This window comes from Leptospira noumeaensis (assembly GCF_004770765.1).
GTDB lineage: Bacteria > Spirochaetota > Leptospiria > Leptospirales > Leptospiraceae > Leptospira_A > Leptospira_A noumeaensis.
The window spans coordinates 565,946-579,190 of record NZ_RQFK01000011.1 but is presented as its reverse complement, the minus strand read 5'-3'; the positions used below and the strand labels follow the sequence as shown (position 1 = coordinate 579,190).

The 13,245-nt window shown below is 39.2% G+C and carries 13 protein-coding genes; 10 read left to right on the top strand and 3 right to left on the bottom strand.

Going from position 1 to position 13,245, the window contains the following annotated elements; genetic code table 11:
• Positions 1-6 precede the first annotated feature (6 nt).
• Positions 7-891 (top strand): class I SAM-dependent methyltransferase, encoded by an 885-nt coding sequence (locus EHQ24_RS05845; RefSeq protein ID WP_135600708.1) that lies wholly within the window; start codon positions 7-9, stop codon positions 889-891.
• Between the two features lie 4 nt (positions 892-895).
• Here EHQ24_RS05845 and tmk read toward each other — a convergent pair whose 3' ends face one another.
• Positions 896-1,501, bottom strand: coding sequence for a dTMP kinase (tmk, locus tag EHQ24_RS05840; RefSeq protein WP_135600707.1), 606 nt, complete (start codon positions 1,499-1,501; stop codon positions 896-898).
• Positions 1,502-1,580: 79 nt separating this feature from the next.
• On the opposite strand from tmk, the gene EHQ24_RS19200 reads away from it, so the two are divergent.
• From EHQ24_RS19200 to EHQ24_RS05830, 3 genes are all read left to right on the top strand, one after another.
• Positions 1,581-1,745 (top strand): hypothetical protein, encoded by a 165-nt coding sequence (locus EHQ24_RS19200; protein ID WP_002973824.1) that lies wholly within the window; start codon positions 1,581-1,583, stop codon positions 1,743-1,745.
• A gap of 197 nt (positions 1,746-1,942) precedes the next feature.
• On the top strand, positions 1,943-3,208 hold the full coding sequence (locus EHQ24_RS05835) for an EAL domain-containing protein (RefSeq protein ID WP_135600706.1): 1,266 nt from the start codon (positions 1,943-1,945) through the stop codon (positions 3,206-3,208).
• A gap of 45 nt (positions 3,209-3,253) precedes the next feature.
• Positions 3,254-5,191 carry a B12-binding domain-containing radical SAM protein gene (locus tag EHQ24_RS05830; RefSeq protein WP_135600705.1) on the top strand — a complete coding sequence of 646 codons (1,938 nt, stop codon included), beginning with the start codon at positions 3,254-3,256 and terminating at the stop codon, positions 5,189-5,191.
• A 1-nt stretch (position 5,192) separates the two neighbouring features.
• On the opposite strand, the gene EHQ24_RS05825 is transcribed toward EHQ24_RS05830, so the two are convergent.
• Positions 5,193-6,350: a DUF1577 domain-containing protein gene (locus tag EHQ24_RS05825; RefSeq protein ID WP_135600771.1), complete on the bottom strand. Its 1,158-nt coding sequence runs from the start codon at positions 6,348-6,350 to the stop codon at positions 5,193-5,195.
• 96 nt (positions 6,351-6,446) lie between these two features.
• Here EHQ24_RS05825 and guaB point away from each other — a divergent pair, with 96 nt between their 5' ends.
• The 3 genes from guaB to EHQ24_RS05810 are packed head-to-tail and all read left to right on the top strand — an operon-like array spanning position 6,447 to position 9,441.
• The gene (gene guaB, locus EHQ24_RS05820) at positions 6,447-7,973 is read left to right on the top strand and encodes an IMP dehydrogenase (protein ID WP_135600704.1); all 1,527 of its coding nucleotides are present in this window, start codon (positions 6,447-6,449) and stop codon (positions 7,971-7,973) included.
• Positions 7,974-7,982: 9 nt separating this feature from the next.
• A complete protein-coding gene (locus EHQ24_RS05815) occupies positions 7,983-8,756 on the top strand; it encodes an outer membrane lipoprotein-sorting protein (protein ID WP_135600703.1) in 774 nt (257 codons plus the stop codon).
• Positions 8,757-8,760: 4 nt separating this feature from the next.
• The gene (locus EHQ24_RS05810) at positions 8,761-9,441 is read left to right on the top strand and encodes a 16S rRNA (uracil(1498)-N(3))-methyltransferase (RefSeq protein ID WP_135600702.1); all 681 of its coding nucleotides are present in this window, start codon (positions 8,761-8,763) and stop codon (positions 9,439-9,441) included.
• Between the two features lie 14 nt (positions 9,442-9,455).
• Here EHQ24_RS05810 and EHQ24_RS05805 read toward each other — a convergent pair whose 3' ends face one another.
• A complete protein-coding gene (locus EHQ24_RS05805) occupies positions 9,456-9,725 on the bottom strand; it encodes a hypothetical protein (RefSeq protein ID WP_244310305.1) in 270 nt (89 codons plus the stop codon).
• A gap of 93 nt (positions 9,726-9,818) precedes the next feature.
• Here EHQ24_RS05805 and EHQ24_RS05800 point away from each other — a divergent pair, with 93 nt between their 5' ends.
• Genes EHQ24_RS05800 through EHQ24_RS05790 form a run of 3 tightly spaced genes read left to right on the top strand, consistent with a single transcriptional unit; the run spans position 9,819 to position 13,228 of the window.
• Positions 9,819-11,276, top strand: a complete 1,458-nt coding sequence (locus EHQ24_RS05800; protein WP_135600701.1) for a hypothetical protein — start codon at positions 9,819-9,821, stop codon at positions 11,274-11,276.
• A 2-nt stretch (positions 11,277-11,278) separates the two neighbouring features.
• Positions 11,279-12,427, top strand: coding sequence for an LIC10775 family protein (locus EHQ24_RS05795; RefSeq protein WP_135600700.1), 1,149 nt, complete (start codon positions 11,279-11,281; stop codon positions 12,425-12,427).
• Between the two features lie 3 nt (positions 12,428-12,430).
• On the top strand, positions 12,431-13,228 hold the full coding sequence (locus EHQ24_RS05790) for a hypothetical protein (protein ID WP_135600699.1): 798 nt from the start codon (positions 12,431-12,433) through the stop codon (positions 13,226-13,228).
• The last annotated feature ends 17 nt before the right edge of the window (positions 13,229-13,245 follow it).

Genomic DNA, 13,245 nt, shown 5'->3' with positions numbered 1-13,245 from the left:
TAATTTGTGGAACTCATCCCTTGTAATACCTGCGGACAAAACCGCTTCCTTCCTATTTTTACCAAAAATAGCCCTCTCGGGGAATCTTTCTCCATTGTCTCCTGTGAGTCTTGTGGCCTTGTCCAAGTGAATCCCCAGCCAGATTTCCAGGCGGTAAAAAAGTATTATGATGATTCTTATTTCACCCAAAGAACAGAAAGGGGTTATGATAATTATTATTCTGACAAACTTCGTTCAGAAATCTCTCGGGTTTTCCAACTGAACCTTAAGGACTTGGATTTTTTTTCTTGGGAAGAGAACCGAATCAAGGAAGTTCCGTCAGGTGAAAAACTTTCTTCCCTAGATATTGGTTGTGCTGCTGGTTATTTTGTGGCTTACCAAAAAGACCGAGGGTATGATGCTTTTGGAATTGAAATTGCTGATGGTCCCGTGCGTTTTGCCCGCGAAACCTTAAACCTAAATATCTTCCAAGAGAACTTTCTCGACTGGGATACAAAGTTTCAAAACAAGTATGATCTCATCACTCTTTGGGCCACCATAGAACACCTTCACAAACCCAAAGAAACTTTGGCAAAAATCAGAAACCATTTGAAACCAGGCGGAGTGCTCATCCTTTCTACTTGTCGATACGGAATCCTTGCTAAACGAGCAGGCCTTACTTGGCGGTATTTGAATGTTCCCGAACATCTATATTATTATTCCTACAAAGGATTAAAAAATTTACTAATTTCTCTCGGTTACAAGAATCCTGTTTCCTTTACTTATGGAAGTGGAATGACAACTCGAGCCGGAGCCAGTTTCTTTTTCAAACTCCGGAAATGGGTTATGGACCGAGCGGTGAAGTGGTTAGAGATTGGAGATATGATGGTTTATATGGTAAAGAAGGGATAGTAATTTATCCCTCGAGTGATTTCAAAATATCCTCTACACAAAAAGCCACCACTTCTTCTAGTTCAGCAGTCGCATCCACAAAGATGGTGGACTCAGGCAAAATTGCCAAATAATTTTGGTAGATTCGAGTTTGTTCTGAATCCACATCAAACACCTCTTTGGCACCACTGCGAGCGATTCTTCTTTCATGTGCTTCTTCGGGGGATAAGTCTAAAAAATAAATTCGATTGGGTTCCGGAAATCCTTTGTCTTCATTTTTATATAAAATGTCAGCAGCATGTTCTTCGTCCCGGCCTTGGTAAGCAGCTGTGGAAAAATAATATCTATCTTGTACAATTGATTTACCATTCTTTAACGTTGGTAAGATGACTTCGTTTACAGAAACCTCACGATCCTTTATAAAGATATCAATTTGTTCTTCTTTGTTTAGTTTGATTTTCCCTTCCAAGAATTCTCTGATTTTTTTACCGTACACACTGTCCGTTGGTTCCCTATGCCAGAGGTTGGGGAAGGATTTTTTTAAGAGTGCTTCGGAAACCAAACGAGAGACTGTGGTTTTCCCGGAACCATCGATCCCTTCAAAGACAAAGAACTGATTATTTTGAGGCATATCCCCTCCATTTTAAGAAAGGGCGTTTTTTCCTCGACTTATTTACTAAACTCGACAATTTAGTCTAAGGAGCAAAAACATGAAAAAAATTTCGTCTATGCTGATCATTGCTTTTTTGGCTGTATTTATGATTAACTGTGCCTCTGAAGAAGTTAAACAAACGCCAGTGGTGGAAGAACCAAAACCTTCTAAAAAACCAAAATTGGATGATTCATTCAAAACAAGAGCTAGAGACATTAAATAATTTCTACTCGAAAAAACTTTAAAACCACCTAAGGTAACTTGGGTGGTTTTTTTATGCCATTTTGCTTATTCTGTAAGCAGCCAATCACTCCCTTTTTGGCATAGCGTTCTTGTATGCCTAATCTTTGAGCGAAATGCAGTAAAATTCCCTACAATGCTTACTGGTACCGATCTTGCATTATAAAGTAGCATCGGTCTATGATTACAGAAAGAGAAAGCCATAAGTTTTTACGAGAATGGAAAGATTGGTTATCCGGGGGAACCCTAGTTCCTGTTTTCCAACCCATCCTCTCGTCCGAATCCACAGGCATTTACGGTTATGAACTACTCGGACGACTTTCCACACCGGAAGGATTGTTAAGTCTTGGAGATTTCTTTTTATCCCAGACTTTTGGGTATGATGAAATATTTTTCCTGAAAAAAAAAGTGGATGAAGAGATTCGTTTTGCCGCCATACAAAGATTCGCTGACGAAGCTCCTGCGGAAACCAAGTTATTTTTAAACATTTCCCCAAACGTAATGTACCATGCTCTCTTACAATTGGAAACGGCACTTCCCCAAACCATCCAAATGGTGAGAGAAGTGGGTGTAGATCCTGAAAGGATTGTGATCGAAATTACAGAAGAAAGGTTTCCGCATAATTTAGAATTACTCCGACCTGTTTTGAATCTATACCGGCAAGAGGGATTTTCGATTGCTGTGGATGATGCGGGATCTGAGGCGAGTAATTTAGATCGAATCGGATTATTCCATCCAGAAATTATCAAAGTCGACTTACAAATGTTACGCAGGTCAACATTCTCCAGGAACTTCAAAGAAATATTACTCAACCTTTCTAAACTTGGTGAGTCTTTAGGAAGTAGTTTGTTATTTGAAGGAATTGAATCGGAAGACGAACTTTACAATGCTCTAAATTACGGAGCAAGATACATCCAAGGTTTTTATTTTGCCAAACCCCAAACTGAATTTGCCAAACGTTTTGATTACCGAATGGAAATGCAATCATCGCTCGAGTACTTTCATGCACGCAAACAAGGAGAAATGAATCGGCAAATCGAATGGGAAAACGTTTGGAAAGATAAACTTTCCGAAATTATGATGGGATTTACCGAAGAAAATGGGATCTGGGAATGGAAGGGAGGATTTGAAACCAATGTGTTTGGAGACGGAAATTTCTTCCGCATGTACATCACAAATCCACTTGGGTTTCAGGTTTCCCCCAATTACTCTCGTGACCATTCAGGAACTGGGACAATGGCTCCCGACTATTCCTTTCTTGGCAAAAACTGGTCCTTTCGGCCTTATTTTTTTGAACATTTGCATAAATCCAAAACCAGCCGAGATGCATGGACCTTATCTCAAATGTACCACGACATCTCAGAACGGATGATGTTACGGACATTTGCTAGAAACTTATCTGAAAATTTGATTTTATTTATCGATGTAGTGGTTTCCAGATCCTGAAAGGTTTTGCGAAAAACCCTCTCTGGGTAGATACTGGCAGGAGCTATGGCAAAAATACAATTTTTGCAATTACCAGTTCCTCCTCCTTCTTACTATGCAGCCACAGGAAATGTTCCTTTAGCAGCTGCTAGTTTAGCAAGTTGTCTGGAATCAAAAGAAGATCCTGTCAAAGGAATTCGTCCCTATGTGATTTCACCGGAAGATACCGATTCTTTAGGTGACAAGGAACTTGTGGACAAAATAACAAAAGAAGGTGCTGAATTTTTAGGGCTCTCTCTTTATTTATGGAATACAGAACGTAGCCTTTACCTCGCAAGGGAAGTCAAAAAAAGAAATCCCGATACAACCATTCTGATTGGAGGGCCCGAGGTCAATGAAGACAACCCTTATGTTTTAGGGGAAGAGGGTTATGATATTGCGGTCTCAGGTGAGGCAGAACATAGTTTTCGAAATCTTATGCGGACTGTATTATCCAAATCTTCCTTGGAAGGTTTAGACAATGTAGCGTACCGAAAAAAAGAAGGGGGACTGAGTGCATTTGGAAAACCAATTGCTGCCGACTTTCCTCTGACAGACTTTCCCTCACCATACACAACCGGCCATCTGTTAGTGGATCCAAAAAGATCTACTTATTTGGAAACGGTTCGCGGTTGTAAGTCTCAATGTACTTATTGTTTTTATCCAAAATCGTCGCAAAATCTTAGAACCTTAGACATTCCAGAAACCATCAAACTCATCACGGATTTAAAAGAGAAGGGAGCTAGAGAACTTGTATTTTTAGATCCTACTTTCAACCACCGGCCTGGATTTGAAAATTTTTTGGATGCCATTGCGGAAGTGAACTCCGATGGTCGTATGTCCATGTTTGCCGAACTTCGTTCGGAAGGTGTGACTCCAAAACTTGCAACTAAACTCCGTAAGGCGGGGTTCACTCGTGTGGAGTTAGGACTCCAATCGGTAAACGAAGAAACTTTGAAACGTGTCAAACGGTATGGTAGCCCTCATAAAGTGGCAGAAGTGGCAAAGATGCTTGCGGGTGAAGGAATGGAACTTTTACTGGATCTCATCATCGGCCTACCTGGAGACAAACCAGATGATGTCGAAAGAGGGATCCATTTCTTTTTGGAACATGGCCTTGGTGAATGGGTGCAGGCCTTTCCTTTGTCTGTTTTACCGGGAACAGCAATGCGTCGGGATGCCGAAAAAGAAGGTCTCCTCTTTATGCCAACTCCACCTTATCGAATCATAAAAACTCCTACCTTTAGTCCTCGCGATCTAACAGAATCTTTGTATTTTGCAGAGGACTTACTCGAAAGACGTTTGGATGAATTTCCAAGACCATTTTTATGTGATCCAGTCCAAACAAAAAATGATCGGATTGATGTGGATCTAAAAGAATTCAAAATTTTCAATTCTCAAGGTTTGGTTTCTAATTTAGAAAAGGGTTTGTCTGAATGGATGGGAAGTCGCCATCACAGTGTTTGGTTCCATACAGAAAATTTATCTTTGGATATTGGAAGGATCCAATCACTCATCGAAGATCGGATTACCGCAGAACCATTTTGTACAATTGATTTTGTGATCCAACTTGGGAATGTTCCAAAATCGGGTGAAATTACAAAGTTAGTAACACAACTAGAGTCCAAAAGAAATTCGTATTTATCTCGTACACTGGCACATAGGGGAGAAAACCTGCAACACCGATTGGTTTTTGTCATCGAGGAAAATCAGGAAGAACTAAAGAAGTGGAGAGATAAAAATATTGATTCTACTTCCTTTTTGGTCTATGAAAAAATTAAAAATAAAAACATAAAAAACTTAGATCCATCCAAAGAAGGTTTTTACTTAATCGAAGGGAACGAGATAGACAGTTCCGATTTTGAATTTTTAAAAGAGGAAATGGATCCAGAATCCATAACTTTTTCAGCTAGAGTTTTGGAAGAAAGATGGTCTTTCGAAGTTTTAGGTTACGGAGAACTTTAAATTAAGTTTTCTGCGTTTGTTTACGGAAAAATTCTACGTTTTCTAAAAATCTTTTTTTCTCACCAGATCGTGATGAGTGGCCTGCAATCGCAAGGCCAACTGTTAGGTGGCCTTCTTCGTTTTTGGTAATGGTTTTTATGGTTCCAAAAGCCGTTAGAGGCGATTGCATTTTGAAAAAAATATCAAATTGAAAACCAGAAAGTTTTGGTAAACTTTGGATGAGATCTGGATGGTCCACAATCACTTTGAGTCCACCTTCCGAAATATCAATCACCGGAAATTTTCCATCCGATTTGATCATATTGGAATGACGAATCCGATCCACCATTTCAAAACATACTGTTTTCATTTCCATTGCTTTTAGTAAATCAAAGGTTTCTGTTTTACTTTGCATTTGGATGTAACCAATGGGGATGGAATCTTCTTCATCGGTTAAATATAAAATGGGGAGGATGAGTTCTGATTTGATCTTTTGGTTTCGTCTATTATTGATTTCTTTATTGATGTCTAAGTCAATTTCCTCAGAAAACACCAAAAAATCTTCGTTAGGTGACTCTTCGTAACATTTCCTGTCGGTTGCATCCTCTAAAAGTAGACCTTTTTTGGTTTTTTTGATTTGGAGGATGATTTCAGAATCTTCACTCGAGTTAAAAGTCGAAATTTTGATAAAATCAACCGAGTTTTTTAATTTGTTTTCGTAGTCTTGAAAGTTGACTTTTACGGCCGTTGGAACGTGAAACATATCGGTTTCAATTTTTGCCTTACTGGAAACTACGTTTGTGATCCAAGCAGACCCTGGGGGAACGGGAATTCTTGAACTTTCTCTATCTTTTTTGGCAATGGCAATTTTATCTAAATGTAAAACGTATTGAGATTCCGCCTTTTCTTGTTCGACGGTGCATTCTAAATGAAGGTATCTTCCTAGAATTTTATATAGGGTGATTTTTTGGCCCACGGAGAGGGACATGGTTGGACGTACGCTGACTAGTACTTTGTTCCCGTCGGCTGAAACTTTTTTTAAAAAACAACTCTCTCCAGAATGAATATTGTCCTTTAGGCTTAATTCCTGGTTTAATAAAAATTTCGTCAAAACATGGAGTTTTTTTTCGGTGTCGGAAAAAACATCCAAAGATCGCTTACTTCTTTCTAGTGTATCCATAAAAGGTTGTGTACTCACTATTATCGGACGAATTTCTCCTGAAATTCTCTTGCACGGAGAGTTTTCTTGCCTAAAGTAGAAAAAGGAAGGATAATTATGTCAAATCAACCCCTACCTGGATCTGAGCTTCTCGATGGAGTCAGCGGACAAGAGCTCTTCTCGGTCAACATGGGACTCACGTATCGGGACTTTTTAGTTCTACCCGGTTATATAGACTTCAACCCAAGTGATGTGGAACTAGAAACCAAACTTTCCAAAAATATTTCTCTCAAAAGACCACTGATGAGTTCTCCTATGGACACAGTCACTGAGTCAGAAATGGCGATTGCACAAGCGCTAATGGGTGGAATTGGAATCATCCATTATAACAATAGCATCGATGAACAAGTGGATCTTGTTCGCAAAGTAAAACGATATGAAAATGGATTTATTAAAGATCCGATCTTACTTTCTCCAGAACATAAACTAGCTGATTTGGACGCCGTAAAAGAAAAGTATGGGTTTAGTGGGATTCCTATCACAGAAGATGGAACTGCCAGTACAAAGTTAGTTGGTATTGTGACCAACAGAGATGTAGATTTTGAAAGAGATCGTGATATCAAACTTGGCAAGGTGATGACAACAGAACTCATCACAGCAAATGTTGGAATTAGTTTACAAGAAGCAAATAACATCCTTCGTACAAGTAAAAAAGGAAAATTGCCAATCGTTGACAAACAAGGAAAACTTGTAGCCCTTATCTGCCGTAGTGACCTGAAAAAAAATAAAGAATTTCCTCAGTCTTCTAAGGATGACCAAAAAAGATTACGAGTTGGGGCAGCACTATCTACTTTGCCTGAGTCTCGTGATCGTATGGCCGCTCTTGCGGGAGTGGGAGTGGATGCAATCATCATCGATTCGGCTCAAGGAAACTCTAGTTACCAAATGGAGATGATCCAATGGATCAAATCCAATTTTCCAAACATAGATGTGATTGGTGGAAACGTGGTAACAAAAGCGCAAGCAGCAAACTTAATCGCTGCCGGTGCCGATGGTCTTAGAATTGGAATGGGTCCTGGTTCTATTTGTATCACACAAGATACTATGGCCGTGGGTAGAGCACAAGCCACAGCCGTTTTTAAAACTGCTGAGTATGCACAAGCACATGGAGTTCCCGTGATTGCTGATGGTGGAATTTCCAATATTGGTGACATTGCCAATGCTCTCGCAATTGGTGCATCCATGTGTATGATGGGTTCTATGTTTGCAGGAACAAAAGAAGCTCCTGGCGAGTATTTTTATGAAAATGGAATTCGTCTAAAGAAATACCGAGGTATGGCAAGTTTAGAAGCGATGAGTAAGGGTGGGGACAAACGGTATTTCTCGGAATCCCAAAAGATCAAAGTTGCACAAGGTGTCTCAGGATACGTTGTGGATAAAGGATCTGTTCTCAATCTCATTCCTTATCTCGTCCAAGGGCTCAGACAAAGTTTTCAAGACATGGGATTCAAAAATATTCCTGACCTTCATAAAGCACTCAGAGAAGGAAAACTACGTTTTGAAAGAAGGACAGAGTCTGCCCAAGCACAAGGTAGTGTTCACGGATTGTATTCCTATACAAAACCATCGATGAGAGCGGAATAACAATCATACATGCGAAAAATTTGGGTTCTATTATTCTTTTTTAGTTTTGGTTCGATAGATGCGCAAGGTGCGCCTGATACTAGTTTGTCGGCGCAGGAACTTTTGGCAAGGTTAGACCGTGAAATGGACTTCGGAAAAGGCCTTGTGAAAGGAACTTACGTCCTCATTCGCAGAAACGGAACTTCGGAAACTTGGAGAATCAACCGGTTTTTTAATGGGGAAGATGCTCTCCTTCTATTTGATAGAAAGGGGCGGGGATTAGAATCCAAACTTCTCACTAAGGACGAAGGGGAAAATGTATTTTTCTTCAATGTTCTCAGTGCTAAGTTGTTCCGAAAAACAGATGACGAAAAGTATGAAGCCCTTATGGGAACCGGATTTTTTTACGTAGATTTATCCGGATATTCCTATCAGGCCAATTACAACCCTCTTGTGAATGGGGATTTGGAAATTGGTGGAGAAGTGTATTACCGAATTTCTCTCAAACCCATCCTTCCTTACTTTTATAAAAAGTTAGTTCTCCTTGTCGGAAAAAAAGATCTAAAACCTTACCGCGTTGACTTTCATGACCGGGATGGGATTTTATTCAAAACTTTAAACTTAAAATACGGACCTGTGAAAGTAAAAGAAGTTTCTGGAAAGGTAGAAGAAATTCAAAAAGCATCTCGTTTGGAAATGTTAGATTTGAATACAGGTAGTATCACTGTTTGGGAAATCCAAGAAGTAGATAAATCTGTAAATCCTGATGCTTCTCTTTTTGCAGTTGATAACTTAAGCCGTTAAATCCTTGTTAGAACCTGGTCTGATACTTTTTCGCACAGGGTTTTTATGCAAACCTTCAATCACACTTTCTCCCGAAGAGATGGCTCACCTTCGTGCCTTACGACTTAGTAAAGAAGAAACCATAATTCAAATTCGAGATGGAGAAGGTGGTCTTTATGATTATCAATTCTCACCGCATTCCAAAGAATTAAAATTTCTAAACGAAACACAAGTTCCTAAAAAAACAGAAAGGAAAACCGTCGCCATTGCCCTTCCGAAAGGAAACCGGTTCGATTTTTTTTTACAAAAGGTGACTGAGATTGGAGTGAATGCCGTTGTTTTTTTAGTGTTTCGGCATTCCATTCGCAAAGAATTCAATTTGGAACGAGCGGAAAAGATTGTAAAGGAAGCAGCCGCGCAGTCCAAACAAACAGAGTTACTCAAACTTTCCATTGAACCTGCGGGAGAGTGGATGAAGTCGCATAAAGATAGTTTGGTGGTTTTTCATCCTCATAAGTCAGAAATATTTTCAGCCAATCATTTGATTGGAAAAATCCCTGTGATTGGTCCGGAAGGTGGTTTTCATTTAGATGAGGAAAACTGGATGGAAGAAAACAGAATTCCAAGGTTAACCCTTCCCGGGGGAGTCCTTAGAACGGAAACGGCAGGTATTGTTGCTGCCAGTTTCCTTGTATATGGAACTTAAAGAAAAATCCTCTCTTACTTGTTGGAAAGTAGGAGAAGGGTGGTAGATAAGTTACAATTCGTAGAACAAGCGGTAAAACAAGCAGAAGCAGCTGGATAATTATCACCAGTCACGTCAGGGTATTTTCCTGCACAACCAGCATTACAAGCTTCTAAACTTCCTCCCGTACATGTCGCCAGGAAAGTTAAAAGATTATTTCTTACAGTATTGTCTTCTCTCTTTTCGCAGGATGTAGAGAAGATCATGACAAAACACAACACAAACAAGACGAACAAACGATTCATATTCCTAAACTCCGTTCTCCCTGCATTTCGTCAATCGGTTCGTAAAAATCTTGACCCTTGTGACTTTTCCTATGCATTGGATGAGATTCTATTATGTCAGACGGTTCTAAAAAGGTTTTAGAAAAAAAAGCGCACGGAGAATATGAATTCACCGCTTATGGGGAGTTCTTATCCTATTTTCACGCCCATATTGATATTTTCAAAAAACTTCTAAAAGCTCGTAAAATGGATCCGGCAAAAGTGGAAGAGGTCGCAAAACAAATCAAATCCTACATGACGGGTAATATCAAAAAAACCGACCATTTTTTTGAACACCTCCCGCAGTTTGCGACGATGTTAGGTGTTCCTCAAAACGAAGTTTCAACATATTTAAATTCTAATTTTATCGAAGTCCTGAATAAAGTACAGGATAAACTAAAAGCCCAAGAGTTGGAAAAACTAGCAAATGCCCCGGCTCCTAGTTTTGCCTCCATTGCCGAAGAAATTGTAGAAAGCTTGCAAGTCACTCATCCTAAAGATTTTGTTTTTGCCCAAAAAGGAATTTTAACAGTTCTCGAAAATCCACTGACGGGAGAGATCATTGAACCAAAAGGTTTGATGGCTGAATCAGCAAAGGCCGCTCTTTCTATGCCGGCCAGTGCGGAATCAGAAAAAGAGCCAGTTTCCCTAACAGACGCTTTGGCCATTGCCAACGCACCACCGACACCAGTTGTCAAAAAACAAACCCTCATCCCTGAAAAAGACAAATCCATTCTTTTGGAAATTGTAGAAACTTTTGGGGATATTCTCACAGGTGAGACCTTAGACATCAAAATTGGCCCGGATCCCAAAGACAATCCAGTCGTTGAAACAACACCAACTAACAACCAATCTAATTCCGATGAATATGAAATTGAAGATTTAGAATTTGATGATTCAGATTCCAGGTCTACGCAAAGTTCAGGGTCTAGTGCGGATGATTCCGATGATTTTTCACAAGACATCGAAGTTGATTTTGAAGAAGAACCAGTCGCAGTCATTGATCCCAATTTAGCTAAGTTAGAATCTTTTAGTGTCAAAGAGTTTATGGATCTTGTGCAAACTATCACTGGATACCAAACCAAAGCTGACCAAGTGGGTTACCAAAACTGGTTACGTGGTCTTTCTGAATTTGAAAAGGCAGTTGTGTCTTTACGCACCCAAGTTTTAAAAGAACAAAAAAATGAAGTTGTGGATTGGAATTCTCTTTTTCAAATGATGAGTTCTAAATCTGAATTGAGCCGGGAAGTATTGGTTGGGATTGTTAAAAAACTCAAAAACTTTCAAATCGTCAAACTTACATTAGATCGTATGATTCAAGAGTTCAAAAAAGGAAGTCCTGAATTTATGCAAATGGTAAAGATGGCTTGGCCACATATCCAAAAATCTTTTTATGAAGTTCCCAATTATACCCAAGTGCAAACTCTCTTAAAAGGAATTTTATCAAGAGTGTCTGACGAAAACCATAAACGAGATTTTTCTAAAATCTTTACTATGGCCTTAAACTTCATCCAATCTAAATTTCAGGTATAAACATGATAGGGGAGAAATACTCTCTTCTATTTTCTAAATTTTCCCTAAAATTAGGATCTTTGGTTTTATTCTTTTTTGTTCCAGGTTTATCTTTGCCTTCCCAAACAAATCCAAACATCATTGTGGATCCCTTATTACAAAAACCTTGGATTTCGGATGCAGAAGAAGAGGAGAGTCGGAGTTTTCACCGTTTCCTTTCCGAACATAAAAACAAACAGTCCACTGTGAAAAAAAAAGATTCCTTTGGCCGAAATTATTTGGTTTCGCCCAAAGGCCTTATGCGGTTTCTCATCGATGATGATTACATCAAAGAATTTCCTGTCATTACGGATGCAGACATTGCCGCCAAAGAATTGGAAGCATTGTATGATGTTCGTAAGGAGAAGGATGTAGTTTTCCTCGGAAAAGGCATCCATCTTTGTTACCGATTGCAAAGGGAAAAAGAACCAGGATTTTTTCCAAACTGGCTTGTTCGTTCCAATGAAATTACGAATCGTGCAGCCAATGAATGGTCAGACCAAACCATCCCATTGGATTTAGTCAGTGATCCTTATGGTTGTTATGTGGGAGTTGTAAAACCGCAAGATCATTTGGTTTTAGAATCAGAATCCTTTCGGTATCGAATTCGAATTTCCTCAAATCTTCGTTATGAAGGTTTGTATGGAAATCGTTTGGGAATTTATGGTGAAAACAGAGATTCGATTTATCGGGTGGTACGTTTTGTTCAGTTTCTTTCCAATTATTTACCGGAGGGCCAAACAGAATGGGATGAAGCCTTAAAGCTGCAAACATCTGGAAAAAAGAAAAAAAATCTACCGAAGATCATTTTGTCCGTAGGTTCTAGTTTTGATAAATCTCGGCCACTCTGGGACAATAAAAATTATTTTCGGTTTTGGGATTCTATGCGTTCCTTATCACCGGCTCTCATTCGTAAGTTGGGATTCAAAAGGACAGAGTCCAAATCCGAATATTTGAGCGAATGGACAGAGGTAGATGAAATTGGAAATTCAGTTGCAATGGAAATGAAAGAGTATTATCTTTATAACGCACCTAGAGGTTACTTTTTATCCTTGTCTTATCCTAAAAGAGAAAAGGAGATCGCAGAACTCTATTGGCAAACCATTCGAAGTTCATTTGAAGTAAAGGAGTAACGAATGTTTGTTGGTTTTGTCGAAAATCAAAACAGAAGAAAACGAGAACCAAATGAAGAGCCGGCCTCCTTCCATTTTGTTTTTTGGATTGGGTTTTCCTTTATCCTTGGGTTTGGTTTGTTTTTACTTCCTTTTGGTGCTTATCTGCCTCTTTCCGTTTCTGTTTGGGCCATCATTATTCTTTTTTTGCCTGTTTTGTTTCTTGGAATTTTACTTTCTAAAAAAACTGGTTTGAAGATCCTACTTGCTGTTTTTTTATCCTTACTCGCAGGAGGAAATTCCATTTTATTTTTAGGTGATTCGATTGGTTACAGTTTGGGAATCACAGCAAAGATGGATGTTCTTCCAGAGGAAGTTTCTCATTACCTGGGGTATCGTTATTTATTCCTCCGCGATTTTTATTTGGATGATGCAAGTGCTGGTGAGTTTCGTTCTCCGCTTCTCGTTCGGAAAAGGTCCGGAGGATCTGTGTATGGGCCTGTCATCCGTTTTCAATACAAAGAGATTCGTTCCATCTCAGGTAAATACGTAAAACCTTCGTTATATGCTATATGTTATTCGAAAGATAATAGTAAATGCCATCTTTCCAGTTTGTTTTCAGGAGGAGTTCTTTTGTTAGAGCCTCTTTGGGATTTGGAAGATCTCCCTTTTTCTAAAGACTCTATTTACCTTGTTTGGCGTGGGTCGATGGATTCAGAGATGTTTGTCAAGGGAGTGTATTCACTTCTTTTCTTTTTGTTTCTTGTATTGATTTGGGCTGTTGTGGTGTATTTTTCGCAAAATCAGGGAAACGAGTCTTAATCTTTTCTTAATGTGAT

Bases quoted from the DNA above. Each gene is read 5' to 3' on its own strand.
- tmk (WP_135600707.1), bottom strand. From the start codon at position 1,501: ATGCCTCAAAATAATCAGTTCTTTGTCTTTGAAGGGATCGATGGTTCC.
- EHQ24_RS19200 (WP_002973824.1), top strand. From the start codon at position 1,581: ATGAAAAAAATTTCGTCTATGCTGATCATTGCTTTTTTGGCTGTATTT.
- EHQ24_RS05835 (WP_135600706.1), top strand. From the start codon at position 1,943: ATGATTACAGAAAGAGAAAGCCATAAGTTTTTACGAGAATGGAAAGAT.
- EHQ24_RS05830 (WP_135600705.1), top strand. From the start codon at position 3,254: ATGGCAAAAATACAATTTTTGCAATTACCAGTTCCTCCTCCTTCTTAC.
- EHQ24_RS05825 (WP_135600771.1), bottom strand. From the start codon at position 6,350: ATGGATACACTAGAAAGAAGTAAGCGATCTTTGGATGTTTTTTCCGAC.
- guaB (WP_135600704.1), top strand. From the start codon at position 6,447: ATGTCAAATCAACCCCTACCTGGATCTGAGCTTCTCGATGGAGTCAGC.
- EHQ24_RS05815 (WP_135600703.1), top strand. From the start codon at position 7,983: ATGCGAAAAATTTGGGTTCTATTATTCTTTTTTAGTTTTGGTTCGATA.
- EHQ24_RS05805 (WP_244310305.1), bottom strand. From the start codon at position 9,725: ATGAATCGTTTGTTCGTCTTGTTTGTGTTGTGTTTTGTCATGATCTTC.
- EHQ24_RS05800 (WP_135600701.1), top strand. From the start codon at position 9,819: ATGTCAGACGGTTCTAAAAAGGTTTTAGAAAAAAAAGCGCACGGAGAA.
- EHQ24_RS05795 (WP_135600700.1), top strand. From the start codon at position 11,279: ATGATAGGGGAGAAATACTCTCTTCTATTTTCTAAATTTTCCCTAAAA.
- EHQ24_RS05790 (WP_135600699.1), top strand. From the start codon at position 12,431: ATGTTTGTTGGTTTTGTCGAAAATCAAAACAGAAGAAAACGAGAACCA.